Below are 14,491 nucleotides of genomic sequence, written 5' to 3'. Positions count from 1 at the left end.
TTTATTCCAGATCCAGATATTGAATAGCTTTCTCTAAGTCCTCATCCGGAACAGTTATATGAAGACCCGATTTAGGCCCCTCTCTTATCAAAAATCTCAGTTTTTTTGCAGAATCGATGTTTTTTTCTTTTACCATATTCTCAAGACTTTTAGAACCTTTGTGGCATTTTAAACATTTAAAGTCTTTTGGCTTTTCTTTCGTGGTATTTTGGATGTTACTTTCCGTTGATGCTAATACAAAGACTTCTTTGCTAACCTTTTGAGCAAATTTTGCATAATAATTATCGTTTAAAACGATAAAACTTCCTATAAATAAAGCCAGAGAGAATAAGATTAAACTAAAAAATCTCATTTCTTACTTTAACTTACTTGGTAAAATTTTATTTGTCAAGATAAATATTTAACAAATCTTTTAAATTCTCAATAAAAGCTTTATTTTCTTCAGGTAATCCCACTGAAATTCTTAAAGCATTTGGAAATCCATAAGCTTTAAGGGGTCTTATTAAAAACCCTCTTTTAAGTAATTCCTGGTATAATATTTCTGCCTTATCTCCAAAATCAACCATGATAAAATTAGCCTGAGAGGGATAAACTTTAAATCCAAGATGAGTTAATTTCTCGGTTAAATATTTTCTACCTTCCTTTACAATGTTTAAGCTTTTTTCTATATATTCCTTATCTTGAAGAACAGCTAATCCAGCTTTATAGGCCAAAAAATTTATGTTAAAAGGCTGTCTCACGAGATCAAGTATTTTAGAAAGTTCTAAAAAAGTTATACCATAACCCAATCTTAGTCCAGCAAGTCCATACGCTTTTGAAAAAGTTCTTAGTACTAAAAGTTTATGTCCTTCTTTCAAAAACTCAATTCCTAAAGGAATAGAAGGATCATCTATAAATTCTCCGTAGGCTTCATCTATCACAAGTAAAACACGAGAAGGAAATTTGTTTAAAAAATCTTCCCAGGCTTTTCTATTTAAAACACTTCCAGTGGGATTATTGGGGTGATCTAAAAAGACGATTTTGGTTTTTTCTGAAATATTTTTTAAAATCTCATCTAAATTATGTGTCAAATTTTCAGTTAGTGCTACAGATTTTATTTTAACTCCGTAGATCTGAGCAAATTTTTCATACATTAAAAAACTTGGTTTACTTACTACTATTTCATCACCATGATTAACAAGGGCTTTAAAGATAAGCTCTATTACTTCATTTGAACCATTCCCAAGAACAATCTGTTCTGGTAAAACATCCCACTTTTCTGCCAAAGCTATTTTTAGTTCATAATAACTTGCTTCAGGATAAAGGTGAATTTGTGTAAGGCAGGCTTTAAGAGTCTCTATAACCTTAGGTGAAGGACCTAAAGGATTTTCATTAGAATTTAGTTTATATACCCTACCGGTAATATTTAATTCTTTCTTAAGTTCATTAATGGTTTTTCCAGGAGGGTAGGGGATCAAATTTTTTAAATGAGATTTAAACTGCATTTTAAGTATTTAAAATCCCAGTTTAGCAAGCTCCATGGTTTTATCAATTTGAGCCTGCAGAGCAGGTGGTATTCCCTCTATTTTAACAGTTAAAAATCCTTTTACAATGAGAGAAGTGGCTTCTTCTTCGTTTAGTCCTCTTGCCATAAGATATTCCACCTCCTCTTGAGCTATTTTACCTACCGCAGCTTCGTGGGTTAATTCTACATCGTAAAAAAAGCTATCTAATTCTGGTATAGCTCTCATAACCCCTTCATTAGACAGCATCAGCCCTTGACATTCAAGGTGTCCCTTTACCTTAGGTGCCTTTGCAATTATTTTCCCTCTGGCAATGTTTTCTCCTCCGTATACTACATTACGAGATATGATTTCTGTTCTCGTTTCTTCTGCTTCTAAATGCACTTCTCCTCCTATATCTACATAAGATTTTGGATAATTGGCAATTATGGATATGAAAGAAGCTTTAGCATTTTTACCTACAAGACGACATACAGGAGCTGTTTGTATATTTCTTACAGGAAAAAGACTAACATAAGTTGAGATATAAGTTCCACCTTCTTCAACTATTATCCCTGTTCTTGGTCTTACATCTGTCTTTTCTCCCCATACATGAAGCATAGTAAAAGTTAACTTTCCACCTCTTTTCACATAAAATTCAGAAATTCCTATGTGAAGAGCAGAACCAATGTGAGGATGAACAGAACAGGAAGTAATTAAATTAAGCTCGGCTCCTTCCTCTACAATTACAATATTATGAACCCTTTGAGCTATATTATCGGTTCTGATATAAAGACAGGTCTGAACAGGATAAACCAATTTACAATTAGGCAAAATTCTGATAAAATAGCCATTATCTAAATCTTCGGCTACAGCTTTTGTAAATTCGTCTTTTTCTGGTGATACAGCCTTCCAGTAGTAGTCAGAAATCCAATCGTATTTTTTTAAAGCTTCAGTAATAGGAAGAATCTCCAGACCTTCTACTTCTCTCTTGCAAAGAACAGGTTCAGCATCTATCTGGACATATTCTCCTTCTCTTTTTAATTCCTCATCCAAACCTAAAAGCTTAAGACGATCCTTTTCTTCCTCACTTAGTTCTGATAAATCCTTAGGTTTAGGAGCTATTTTAGCTGGTTTATATTTCTTTAGATCTATATCCGTTTTTTCTGTCATAGAATCCTCCAAAATCCAAAATTAAAAGGAAAGCCTTTTTAAACACTTTTTACATCCTTCGTATCCATACTTTTGAATACCTTCAAAAATTTCTACAGGATTGCCTTGACAATAAATTTCTCCATCCATAATTACATATCCAAGATCAGCTGCTACATATTGAAGAATAAAACCTGTATGTGTTATTATAAGCCCACTTTTTGTCCTTGGTTTATGAGGGGTATCCTTTTGTAAAAGTTTTTTTATCATTTCTCCAATTAATTGAATGTTTTCTACATCAACTCCTGATTCTGGTTCATCAAGTAAAACTAAGGAAGGATCTTGAACCAAGAGTTGAAGAAGTTCACTTTTTTTAATTTCTCCTCCTGAAAAACCTTTATTTACTTCTCTATCAAGAAAGTCTTCAAATTTAAAGGTTCTTGCCAACTCTTCAATTTTAACATTATTTTCCTTTGCACACAATCTTAAAATGTCTCTTAACTTAACCCCTTTTATAGTGGGTGGTCTCTGAAACATTATACCGATTCCTCTTTTAGCTTTTTCATAAGGAGGAAGGTCAGTTATATCCTCACCTTTAAAGAAAATTTTTCCATGCTTCACTTTATAAGCAGGAAAGCCCATAATAGTCATAAGAAGCGTGGTTTTTCCTGAGCCATTTTTCCCAAAAATTACATGAGTTTGTCCTAAAGGAAGGGTTAAGTTGATACCCTTGAGAACCTCCCTTCCTTCAACCTCAACCCAAAGGTCTTTTATTTCTAAAAGTTTTTCCATTTTTTAAAACCTCTCTAAAGGGTTATTATAGTATAATTATAATGCACAACTTTTAAATTTTTACTATAATGCTTAACAATTCTTAAAAAATTTTTTGAGAGTTTAATAAATCTTTAGCAATTTGACAAGCTCTAAAAATTAAAAGAAGTTAAAAAATAAAGTTATCTTGAAAAATTTAAGTTATATTCTAAACTGTAAAACCAAATTGAAAAATTCTGAAGGAGGCGAGCTGTTATTATGGAGAGAGTAGAGGTGGAAATTGGCTCTTCAGCACCGATAATTATTGAAACTGGAGAATATGCTAAACTTTCTGATGGAGCAGTAGTTGTGAGGCAAGGAGATACAGCTGTTTTGGTTACTGCAGTAATGGGTGAAAATCTGGTTGAAGGAGTAGACTTTCTTCCCTTATCAGTTGACTATAGAGAGCAAGCCTCTGCTTGGGGTAAAATTCCAGGAGGTTTTATAAAAAGAGAAGGTAAACCAACAGATAGAGAAATTTTAGTTTCTCGTTTAATAGACCGGTCTATAAGACCGCTTTTCCCAGAGGGTTTTTTCTATGATGTTGTGGTAACTGCCTTAACTTTATCTGCTGACGAAAAATACGATCCAGATGTTCTTTCTATAATAGGAGCTTCGGCAGCTCTGCATATTTCTAAAATTCCCTTTGAAGGTCCTTTAGCAGGGATAAGGATTGCAAGGTTAGAAGGAAAGTTTCTTATTAATCCTACCTATGAAGAAAGACAAAAAGCAGACCTTGACTTAGTAGTAGCTTGTTCAAAAGATGCAATTGTTATGGTAGAAGGTGGAGGAAAGGAGGTTGAAGAAAAAGTAATAACAGAAGCACTTTATTTAGCTCTGGAAAAATGCCAGCCTTTAATAGAGGCTCAAGAAAAATTAAGACAAAATACAGGTGCTCCTAAAAAGGAAATAGAACCACTTTACATACCAGAAGAAGTAAAAACTAACTTGGAAAATCTTTATTACGAAAAAATTAAAAAAGCCTTAGAAATTTCTGATAAAATTTTAAGAAGAGAAAATCTTAACAAAATTTATGAAGAATTTATAGCAAATTTAGAGGATCAAGAGATCAACAAAGTAGCTTTAAGTTATTTTTATAAAAAATTGATTAGCAAAATTTTGAGAAAAAAGCTTTTTGAGGAAGGAAAGAGAATTGATGGAAGAACTCCTGATGAAATAAGAGAAATAGACATAAAGGTTCACCCCTTTGAAAGACCTCACGGAAGTGCCATTTTTACTCGGGGACAAACTCAAGTTTTTGCTACCACTACTTTAGGATCTCCTGAAGAAGCACAACTTGTAGAAAGCATTTACGAGGGTGAAACCTTTAAAAGGTTTATGCTTCATTATAATTTTCCTCCCTTTTGCACAGGAGAGGCAAGACCTTGGGGACCTCCAAGAAGAAGGGAAATAGGACACGGAGCCCTTGCTGAAAGAGCAATTGAACCTCTAATACCTTCTGAAGAGGAATTTCCCTACATTATAAGAGTTGTAGCTAATGTGCTTGAATCAAACGGATCATCCTCCATGGCAACAGTATGTGCAGGTTCTCTTGCTCTTTTTGATGCAGGAGTCCCTATAAAAAAACATGTTGCTGGAATTGCAATGGGACTTGTTATGGAAGAAGATAAATATGTGATTTTAACGGATATTCTTGGTGAGGAAGATCAGTTGGGAGATATGGATTTTAAGGTTGCTGGAACTAAAGATGGTATTACAAGTATTCAGATGGATATAAAGGTAAAGGGATTAAAAAGAGAAATTATGGAAGAAGCGCTGTTAAAAGCAAAAGAAGCTCGCCTGTTTATCCTTGATAAAATGTACTCAGCTATTTCAGAACCAAGAAAAGAACTTTCTCCTTATGCGCCAAAAATTGAAATTATTACTGTTCCTGAAGATAAAGCATTTCTCATTATAGGTCCGGGAGGAAAAACAGTAAAAGAAATAAGAGAAAAAACTAACACAGTAATATGGGTTCTTGATGGGGGTAGGGTATCTATTACAGGACAGAGAAAAGAAGATATTGAAGCAGCAAAAAGGGAAATCGAAGCTATTATTGCTGAAATAGAAGTTGGAAAAATTTATGAGGGGAAAATTACAAGAATAGAACCTTATGGGCTTTTTGTGGAGGTACTTCCAGGTAAGATTGGACTTTTACACATTTCCAAAATAGAAAATCCTCCTAAAGATTTAAGGTCAGCTTATAACATAGGAGAAAAAATAAAAGTAAAAGTTTTAGAATTTGATGAGCTTGGAAGACCAAAATTTACTACGAAATTTGAGGAAGAAGAAAAATCACTAAATGGAAGAAACGCTCCAATACTTTAAAAAAGTTGAAGAAACTTATAAATTTCTAAAGGAAAAAATTCCCTTTTACCCTGATATTGTTATTACTCTTGGCACAGGACTTTCATCTTTAGGAGAAAAGGTCGAAAAGATACAAACTTTTCTTTACAAAGAAATTCCTAATTTTCCCCTTTCTACAGTAGAAACTCACAAGGGGGCACTTGTTTTTGGGTTATTAGAAGGAAAAAAAGTAGCTATTTTACAAGGAAGATTTCACTATTATGAAGGTTATTCTGCAAAAGAATTAACTTTTCCTTTAAGAGTCCTTACCCTTTTTAAACCTAAAGTTTATATCGTTTCTAATGCAGCAGGAGGATTAAATTTGTCTTTTAAGTCTGGAGATATAATGCTTATCAAAGACCATATAAATTTAATTCCTGATAACCCTTTAAGAGGAATAAATAATGAAAACTGGGGACCAAGATTTCCTGATATGTCAGGTGCTTACGATGCTAATTTAAGAAAACTTTTTAAAGAGGTTGCAGAAGAACTTAATGAGGAAGTTAAAGAAGGGGTTTATGTAGCTGTTCCTGGTCCAAGCCTTGAAACACCTGCAGAAACAAGATTTTTAAGAATGATAGGAGCCGATGCAGTGGGCATGTCTACAGTTCCAGAAGTCATAGTAGCTGTCCATGCAGGACTTAAGGTTCTTGGAATTTCTGTTATCTCCAATGTAAATGATCCAGACAACTTTAAACCTATAATTTTTTCTGAAGTAGTAGAACAGTCTAAAAAAGCCGAAAAAAGACTTGAAAAACTAATAAGAACCTTTATTAAAAAATTAGAAGTTTAAAATGGAAAAGTTACTTATAAATTATACACCCTTTGAGATAAGAGTAGGACTTATAGAGGGAAATCAATTAGTGGAGTTTTATGTAGAAAGACCTTCTGAAAAAGGGCTGGTAGGAAATATCTACAAAGCAAAAGTCGTAAGAGTTGTTCCGGGAATTAATTCTGCCTTTCTTGATATTGGTTTAACGCGAACTGCTTTTCTTTTCGGTGATGACATAATGCCTCCAGGAGAAGTAGACTGGGAAAAAGAAGGGGTTGTAGTTACTAACTTACATGAAATTTTGAAAGAAGGGCAAGAGATATTAGTTCAGGTTATAAAGGAGCCAATTGGAAATAAGGGAGCAAGAGTTTCAACCAATCTTACTTTACCTGGACATTATCTTGTTTTTCTTCCCTATATCAACCATATAGGTATCTCAAGAAAAATAAAAAGCGAAAAGGATCGTAAAAAACTAAGAGAACTATTTGAAGAAATAAGACCTCCCAATACTGGATGGATTATTAGAACAGCAGCTATTGAAGCCTCTCAAGAAGAACTAAAAACAGAAATGGAATTTCTTTTATCTCTCTGGCAGGAAATAAAAGAAAAGGCAGAAAAAGTAAAGGCTCCAGCCCTTATTTATGAGGAATTAAATATAGCTTTAAGAGCTATTAGAGATCTTTTTAACAAACAGATTTCAGCAATAATAGTAGATGACCCAGAATTTTATCAAAACATTAAAGACTTTTTAGAAAAATTTTTCCCTCACCTTGTTCCATATGTTGAACTTTATGAGGGACAAGAGGATATTTTCACAGCTCACGGTATTCAGATAGATGTAAAAAAGTTGCTTTCCCGGAAGGTCTGGCTTAAATCAGGAGGATTTATTGTAATAGAACCTTGTGAAGCATTTACTGCTATTGATGTTAATACAGGAAGATATACTGGCACAAAAGAACTTGAAGAAACCGTTTTTAAAATTAATTTAGAAGCTGCAGAAGAAATTGCGTATCAGTTAAGGCTTAGAAATATAGGAGGACTCATCATAATTGACTTTATAGATATGGAAAATCCTGAACATCAAGAAGTGGTTTTTCAAACCTTAAAAGAAGCTTTAAAAAAAGATAAGGCAAAGCATAGTTTTCTTCCTATTTCTCCTTTTGGAATACTTCAAATGACAAGAGAAAGAAAAAGAGAATCTCTTTATCAAATATTTTATGAACCCTGTCCTTATTGTTCTGGAGAGGCAAAAATAAAGAGCAAAAGAACTATCTATTATGAAATTTTGAGAAGACTTATGAAAATGGGTCCTCATATTAAAAATAAAAAGGTTGAAATAGAAATACATCCAGATCTCTCTGAAATTATAGGAGAAGAAATTAATTACTTGGAAGACCTCGAAAAAAAGTATAATTTTACGGCTATTTTAAAACCAAATAAGGAATTTCATCTTTGTGAATATAAATTTCATATACTTTAAAACTAAGTATTAAATGAAATATCCAGCAGTTTTTTTAGACAGAGACGGGACAATTAATGAAGAAATGGGTTATATAAATGATTTATCGCGCTTAAAACTCTTGCCTGGCGTTGCAGAGGCTTTAAAACTTTTAAAAAGTCATGGATTTAAACTTATTGTAATCAGCAATCAAAGCGGACCTGCGAGAGGATATTTTCCTGAAAGTCTCGTTTTTGAAGCAAATGAGTTATTACAGAAAAGACTTAAAAAAAGAGGAGCTTTTATAGATGATTTTTTCATTTGTTTTCATCATCCCGAAGAAAATTGTCCTTGCAGAAAACCAAAGCCAGGGCTTATATTGCAAGCCTTAGAAAAATACCCCATAGATCTTAAAAAATCCTACTTAATTGGAGACAAAATCATTGACATAGAAACAGCGCAAAACATAGGAATTAAGGGAATTCTTGTTTTAACCGGATACGGAAAAGGAGAGCTTAAATATGTTGCTCCTAAAAAGGGGATTTTTCCCTATTTTGTGGCAAAAAATTTAAAAGAGGCTGCTCAATTTATCATAGAGGATTTTCAAAAGGGTGAAAATTCTAATAGTTAAACTTTCAGCATTAGGAGATGTCGTTCAAACCTTGCCATCTCTGAGTTTTCTCAAAAAGTATTTACCAGATTCTCAAATCGACTGGGTAGTAGATAAAAGAAATGCCGAAATTTTAGAAAATCATCCTTATATTAATAGACTCATTATTTTTTCCAATGACAATTTTTTTTCTTTCAAAAAATTTAAAAACTTTCTGAAAACTTTAAGATCAGAAATATACGATGTAGTTATAGACTATCAAGGGCTTTTAAAAAGTGGTATTATTACAGGATTTACCAAAGCCAAATATAAAATAGGTTTTTCAAATCATAGAGAAGGAAGCCCGTTCTTTTATAATGTAAAACTCCCTCCTTATGATAAAGATTTACACGCAGTTAGAAGATACCTTTATCTAACCAAAAAAACGATAGAGCTATTTAAAAAAGCTGAAATTTTAGAAACCTTTGAAGAAATCCCAAAGGCAATTTTTTCCTCAGAAATATACAACATAAATCTTAATTTTATTAAAAAGCCCTACCTTGTTTTTATTCCTTCTGCCAGATGGGAAACCAAGTGGTGGCTTTATTCTTACTGGGAAAAACTTATTGAACTTTGTACAGATTTAGCTCATAACTTTGAGATAGTTATAACTGGTAGCACCTCTGAAATAGAACTTAAATTTTGGGCAGAAAATATGGAAAAAAGGTATTTTTTTGTAAAGTCCTTAGTGGGTAAACTTTCTTTAAAAGAACTTGTGGTATTAATAAAAGATTCTAAAGCTGTGGTTAGCGTGGATACAGGTCCTATGCACATAGCTTCTGCTTTTGAAAAACCAACTGTTGCCCTTTTTGGACCAACCTCTCCAGAAAGAACAGGACCATGGGCAGGAAGATTTAAAGTCTTAAAAAGTCCTTTATCCTGTAGCCCCTGTTTTAAGAAAAAATGTAAAAACTGGAAGTGCATGTCTGAGATAAAACCTGAAGATGTAAAAAATGCTTTAGAGGAAATTTTGTAAAATTAATCTTTATGAAATGTTTTGTAAAGGTTTTGGTAAAGGGGGGATCTATCAAGTAGTTCTTCGTGAGTTCCTTCATCAATAATTTTCCCTTTTTCAAGAAGAAAGATTTTGTCAGCTTTTTTAACAGTTGTGAGTCTGTGAGCGATGATAATGATGGTGTGTTTACCCTTAAATCTATCAAGAGCTTGCTGTATGGCTGTTTCTGTAATACTATCAAGTTGACTTGTAGCTTCGTCAAGAATAATAATGGGAGGCTTTTTAAGAAATACTCTTGCTAAAGCAAGACGCTGCTTTTCTCCCCCAGATAAAAAAAATCCCTCTTCACCGATAACTGTTTCATAACCTTTTGGTAGTTTCTCAATAAATTCATGAGCCATAGCAAGCTTACAAGCTTCTATTACTTCATCTTTCGTGGCATCTGGTTTGGCTAAAATTAAATTTTCCCAAATAGAAAGATTGAAAAGAAAGGGCTCTTGTAAAACTATTCCAAAAAGGCTTCTTAAACTTAAAATATCAAACTCCTTTAATGGTATATTATCAAGATATACGATTCCCTTTTGAGGTTCGTAAAATCTTGGTAAAAGGGAAACAAGGGTCGTTTTTCCAGATCCACTTGGTCCTACAAGAGCTATTACTTGATTTGCAGGAATAAATAAGTTGATTCCATTTAAAGCATAGGGTAAATGGGAAGCATATTTAAAGTAAACATTTTCAAAATGAAATCCAATTTTTGGTGGGAATGCTATAAGTTCTCCTCCTTTTTCTTCTTCTAATTTCATTACTTCCTGAATTCTTATCCAAGCACCCTGAGCTTCTTTTAGACCTGTATAGGACTTTGCAAGTTGTCTAATAGGATTGAATATAAGAAGAATGGCAGTTAAGACAGATAAGAAAGCCCCTGGAGTTATAGCATTATTTATGATAAGATAACCTCCATATCCTATTACTAAAGCTCCTCCAAAACCTGTAACAATATCTACCAAACTTTTTGAGCCCTCTCTATATTTAGTGATTTTTAAGCTATATCTATAAAATCTATTTAGCTCTTTATGAAAAAGTTCTGCTACATTTTCATAGGATCCACTTACTTTAATTTCTTTAATTCCATTTACAATTTCGTTCATCTTTTGGGTCAATTCCCCAGTTGCACGCTGAGCTGATCTTCTTGCTTCTCTTGTTTTTTTTCCTAAAATTCTTGCCCCTATAACAACTACAGGAATAGTAGATAAAGCAAGGAGGGTTAAATCCCATCTTTGAAAGAAAGCAACACATAAAAGAGCACACACTGTTAAAGATTCTTTAACAATAGTTTGAAAACTATCACCCAAAATAGGCTCTATTTGAGCGGTATCATTAATAACCCGGGAAATAGTTTGACCAGGACCATGTCTGCTCAATTTTTCAACAGAAATAAAAAGACACTTTTTAAAAAGATTAAATCTTATAAGATTTACTACCCCTGTAGAAACTGCCTTCATAAAATAAGCTTGTAGAAGGGAAAAGATTCCAGTAAGACCAAAAGTAATGATTAAAAATAAAGGAATGAATTTAAAGTATTCGTAATGCTTTTCTACAAATACAAAATTAAATATGGGTTTTATTGCCCAGGTGCTAAAACCAGTTATTCCTGAAACTAAAATGGCAAATATTATACCTAAAAAGAATTTTTTCCGGAAAGGTTTTAAATAAGAAAGAAGGTCTTTAATAAAAAAAAGAACTTCAAGAGACAATGAAACTCCTAAACTCCTTCTTTAGCCATTTTTAGGAGCCTTTCTATTCTTTCTTCTATTGGAGGATGGGTGGAAAGAAGCTTAAAAAGGCTTTTACTGGAAAGGGGATTTACTATATACATCTGTGCATGCGCAGGGTTTACATCTAAAGGATATGCTCTATTCCAGTTTTCGAGTTTTTCAAGAGCATTGGCTAAGGCTATAGGATTTTTAATAATTTTAGCTCCTGTTTCATCTGCTAAAAATTCTCTGCTTCTGCTTATAGCAAGCTGAATAAGAGTTGCAGCAATAGGAACTATGATAATAGCTATTAAAGTTGCTATTATTCCTAAGGGGTTGTTGTCTTCTTCATCTCTGTGAAAACCACCAAAGAAAAGAGCCCACTGAGCCATTTGTGCAAGATAAGTAATAGCACCTACCAAAACTGCAGCAATGGTAGAAATTAAAATGTCTCTATTCTTTATATGGGCAATTTCGTGAGCTATAACCCCTTTTAATTCTTCAGGAGTTAAAAGGTTTCTTAGTCCTGCAGTTACAGCAACTACACCGTTTTTGGGATTTCTTCCTGTGGCAAAAGCATTGGGAGTCTCAACAGGAATAATGTATACCTTTGGTTTGGGAATACCTGCTTTTCTTGCCACTTCCTCTACTATAGCATGAAGCTCAGGATCTTGATTGCGGTCAACAGGTATGGCACCACTTGAAGCTAACACAATTTTATCTGAAAAGAAGTAAGCTATCAGATTCATGGTTAAAGCCATAAAAAGAGCAATAGTTGCCCCTGTTTTTCCTCCAATTAGGTTGCCAACAACAATGAAAAGAATACTTAATACAGCTAAAAAGAAAAAGGTTTTTAAAACATTCCACATACTTTACTTTTCACCTCCGGATTTTTTTTAATTATAAAAATATAAAATTAAACAGACCCTTGTCAAGATAAACAATTTTTGAAGACATAATTGTTTACCTCAGTTCCTATGTGAGAAGCAATTACAGGACATTTCACTTTTAAAAGAAAAAATATGTTCTGTTTTCTTATATCCGAAAGACTTTCATAATTTCCCTGTCCCTTACTTATTATAATACTAGCCTTGTAAAAAATTTCTAAAAATTCTTGACTACATTCCTTAAAATCAATACCTGGAAGACTGCACCCTGTGGAGATAATTTTACTGCACTCATGCAATCCCGAAGCATAAGCATCTTCCAGGGTAACATCATTTATAATAGGAATTCCCCTAACAGCATAAAAAATTTCTTTAGCAGATAACTCTTCTATTAAAATTTTGTCAAAAACCGTTTCTCCAGCATTATCTCCCAGAATCAATACACTTTTTGCATCTTTAAGCAGTTTCTCAAAAATTTCTATATCACATACAGCAAAGTCTTTTTTCAATTCTTTTTCTATACATTCCTCTAAATTTATTTTGGAGTAAACTCCTGTATCAATGGTATTACCTATAGCTGAAATTTTCAAAGCCCAATACAATTTGTTTTCCTGCTTATCTAAAAATTCTTTTAAGGATTGATAGTATTTTTTTGCAATTTCTATACTTTTTGCCTTGAATTTCTTATAAGGATCAGTATTTCCGGTATGAATTTTTACCAAGTTATGTATTTCTCTTCCCAGTTCAGGAGGAGATGTATATTTCTTGTAATTTTTCAAGATGTTTAAGGCATCATTTATGATTTTTTCTTGTATATTAATATCATCTGTTACCCAACGGGAAGCCTCTAATGCCTGTCTTAAAAAACATGGTACACAGTCAAGCTGGATTTTCATTTTTAAATAATTTTTAAAGTATGTTATTACAGAGCAAAAATGTCACCATAATTGCAAGGGCAAAATGTCACCATCTTTTTTAATTTTCCTTTTTATCCTAAATTTCTTCTTTTGACAAGTCTTCTCATTCCTTCCCAACTCCTCATAAGGAATTACTTCCCCACTCGGATAATAATTCCTATAACTTCCGTCAAAAAACTCCCTCACCACTACCTTTACCCCAGAAAGTCTCAAACTCATCTTCACAGGCTTAAGCTATAATATCTTCCTCTCAACTGAAATAGTGAAATCCTTATTCACCTTCCTCTCTACTCTCTGACTCAAAATCTCTTTAAGGTTCTCCGGAGCTTCCCTCCATGCCTTCTCCTTATCTGCTGCTTCAACTCCAAATTTCTTATTATACCGTGGAAGAAAAATCTCATTAAAATATTTGGTAGCACTATCTACGTCTTTTATTCCCTGTAATTCAAGCTCTTTTACTAAACGATCTTGCAAAGTCTGAAAAGCCCGTTCTATCCTACCTTTAGCCTCTCCCCTATGAGCATAAATAAGGCCTATACCTAATTCAGCCATGGCTAACTGAAAAGCAGTTGGATTCTTAGCAGATTGTTTAACATGAACACCTTCATGTCTTATGGTAATAAAAACTGAGTGGCGGTCTAAATAAAATCTTTGAGGGAGTCCATATCTGGAAAAAACTTCATAGCAAAGCTGAAAATAAGCTTGAACACTTTCTCTGGAGACAAAAAGGCCATAAAGAGCTTTGGCCTTCGCATCATCCAGAGCAAGAACCAAGGTAGTTTCCTGATTGTTAAACCAGGGATGTAGAGAACCATCAAGGAACACGATTTGTCCTTCTTTTTCAGAACGAGGGCGTCGTTTTCTTCTTTTGTATTTGGTGCGGTTAGGTTTAATTAATCCAGCTTTAATAAGCCAAGATCTTACAGTTTCTCGGGAAAGATTTATGTTGTGTTCTTCTTTAAGAAGATCGGTGAAGTGGGAGAGATGAAGAACTTGGTTTTGGATTTCTTTTGGGTAGGCATTAGGGGGTGTGCGTCCACAATTTTTGTGTATGAGAGCCTTTGGACCTAATTCTTTGACTTTTTTTCTTAAGGCGTTTAAGGTGTCTAAGGGAGATGTTGAGGATTTGAGCAGTGGCTTTAGAGGGGATTAAGCCCTCTATAGATTGTTGAATGATGTGATAGCGCTGAGCGTATTTCATAAGCCATTCCTCCTTTTTGGATGAAATTCTCATAGGCCTTCCTCCTTAATAAGGAACTTAGCCTATGAGTTTACCAGAGGAGTGACATTTTAGCTTTGCAATTAAAAGATGACAAAATCGCTTTGCAAT

At 33.5% G+C, this 14,491-nt stretch carries 14 protein-coding genes; 5 read left to right on the top strand and 9 right to left on the bottom strand.

Annotation, left to right across the window (positions count from 1 at the left end; genetic code table 11):
• Nucleotide 1 precedes the first annotated feature (1 nt).
• The 4 genes from ACLGLP_RS06975 to ACLGLP_RS06960 are packed head-to-tail and all read right to left on the bottom strand — an operon-like array spanning nucleotide 2 to nucleotide 3,425.
• Nucleotides 2–352, bottom strand: a complete 351-nt coding sequence (locus ACLGLP_RS06975; protein ID WP_492112561.1) for a hypothetical protein — start codon at nucleotides 350–352, stop codon at nucleotides 2–4.
• 28 nt (nucleotides 353–380) lie between these two features.
• Nucleotides 381–1,484 (bottom strand): histidinol-phosphate transaminase, encoded by a 1,104-nt coding sequence (gene hisC / locus ACLGLP_RS06970; protein ID WP_492112560.1) that lies wholly within the window; start codon nucleotides 1,482–1,484, stop codon nucleotides 381–383.
• A gap of 9 nt (nucleotides 1,485–1,493) precedes the next feature.
• Complete coding sequence (locus tag ACLGLP_RS06965; RefSeq protein WP_492112559.1) at nucleotides 1,494–2,654, bottom strand: SufB/SufD family protein; 1,161 nt, start codon at nucleotides 2,652–2,654, stop codon at nucleotides 1,494–1,496.
• Between the two features lie 21 nt (nucleotides 2,655–2,675).
• Complete coding sequence (locus ACLGLP_RS06960; RefSeq protein WP_492112558.1) at nucleotides 2,676–3,425, bottom strand: ABC transporter ATP-binding protein; 750 nt, start codon at nucleotides 3,423–3,425, stop codon at nucleotides 2,676–2,678.
• 237 nt (nucleotides 3,426–3,662) lie between these two features.
• Here ACLGLP_RS06960 and ACLGLP_RS06955 point away from each other — a divergent pair, with 237 nt between their 5' ends.
• From ACLGLP_RS06955 to waaC, 5 genes are read left to right on the top strand one after another with little or no spacing between them, the layout of a single operon-like run.
• Nucleotides 3,663–5,771 (top strand): polyribonucleotide nucleotidyltransferase, encoded by a 2,109-nt coding sequence (locus ACLGLP_RS06955; protein WP_492112557.1) that lies wholly within the window; start codon nucleotides 3,663–3,665, stop codon nucleotides 5,769–5,771.
• Nucleotides 5,746–6,582, top strand: coding sequence for a purine-nucleoside phosphorylase (locus tag ACLGLP_RS06950; protein ID WP_492112556.1), 837 nt, complete (start codon nucleotides 5,746–5,748; stop codon nucleotides 6,580–6,582). Before ACLGLP_RS06955 ends, ACLGLP_RS06950 begins: the two co-directional genes overlap by 26 nt.
• 1 nt (nucleotide 6,583) lies before the next feature.
• Nucleotides 6,584–8,041 carry an Rne/Rng family ribonuclease gene (locus tag ACLGLP_RS06945; RefSeq protein WP_492112555.1) on the top strand — a complete coding sequence of 486 codons (1,458 nt, stop codon included), beginning with the start codon at nucleotides 6,584–6,586 and terminating at the stop codon, nucleotides 8,039–8,041.
• Nucleotides 8,042–8,054: 13 nt separating this feature from the next.
• The gene (locus tag ACLGLP_RS06940; RefSeq protein ID WP_492112554.1) at nucleotides 8,055–8,630 is read left to right on the top strand and encodes a D-glycero-alpha-D-manno-heptose-1,7-bisphosphate 7-phosphatase; all 576 of its coding nucleotides are present in this window, start codon (nucleotides 8,055–8,057) and stop codon (nucleotides 8,628–8,630) included.
• Complete coding sequence (waaC, locus tag ACLGLP_RS06935) at nucleotides 8,611–9,624, top strand: lipopolysaccharide heptosyltransferase I (protein WP_492112553.1); 1,014 nt, start codon at nucleotides 8,611–8,613, stop codon at nucleotides 9,622–9,624. The genes ACLGLP_RS06940 and waaC overlap by 20 nt, the downstream gene beginning before the upstream one ends.
• A 2-nt stretch (nucleotides 9,625–9,626) precedes the next feature.
• Here waaC and ACLGLP_RS06930 read toward each other — a convergent pair whose 3' ends face one another.
• The 5 genes from ACLGLP_RS06930 to ACLGLP_RS06910 form a co-directional block, all read right to left on the bottom strand.
• Nucleotides 9,627–11,357 (bottom strand): ABC transporter ATP-binding protein, encoded by a 1,731-nt coding sequence (locus tag ACLGLP_RS06930; protein WP_492112552.1) that lies wholly within the window; start codon nucleotides 11,355–11,357, stop codon nucleotides 9,627–9,629.
• Between the two features lie 8 nt (nucleotides 11,358–11,365).
• On the bottom strand, nucleotides 11,366–12,226 hold the full coding sequence (locus ACLGLP_RS06925; protein WP_492112551.1) for a zinc metalloprotease HtpX: 861 nt from the start codon (nucleotides 12,224–12,226) through the stop codon (nucleotides 11,366–11,368).
• A gap of 62 nt (nucleotides 12,227–12,288) precedes the next feature.
• On the bottom strand, nucleotides 12,289–13,140 hold the full coding sequence (locus ACLGLP_RS06920) for a damage-control phosphatase ARMT1 family protein (RefSeq protein ID WP_492112550.1): 852 nt from the start codon (nucleotides 13,138–13,140) through the stop codon (nucleotides 12,289–12,291).
• Nucleotides 13,141–13,395: 255 nt separating this feature from the next.
• Complete coding sequence (locus tag ACLGLP_RS06915; RefSeq protein ID WP_492113740.1) at nucleotides 13,396–14,214, bottom strand: ISNCY family transposase; 819 nt, start codon at nucleotides 14,212–14,214, stop codon at nucleotides 13,396–13,398.
• Entirely contained in the window at nucleotides 14,183–14,395 is a 213-nt protein-coding gene (locus ACLGLP_RS06910) for a hypothetical protein (protein WP_492112549.1), read from the bottom strand. Before ACLGLP_RS06910 ends, ACLGLP_RS06915 begins: the two co-directional genes overlap by 32 nt.
• Between the last annotated feature and the right edge of the window lie 96 nt (nucleotides 14,396–14,491).

The sequence above is a fragment of the Caldimicrobium sp. SLHALR3 genome (genome assembly GCF_058692735.1).
The sequence above is the reverse complement of the archived record's forward strand: the minus strand, read 5'-3'. Positions and strand labels throughout refer to the sequence as shown.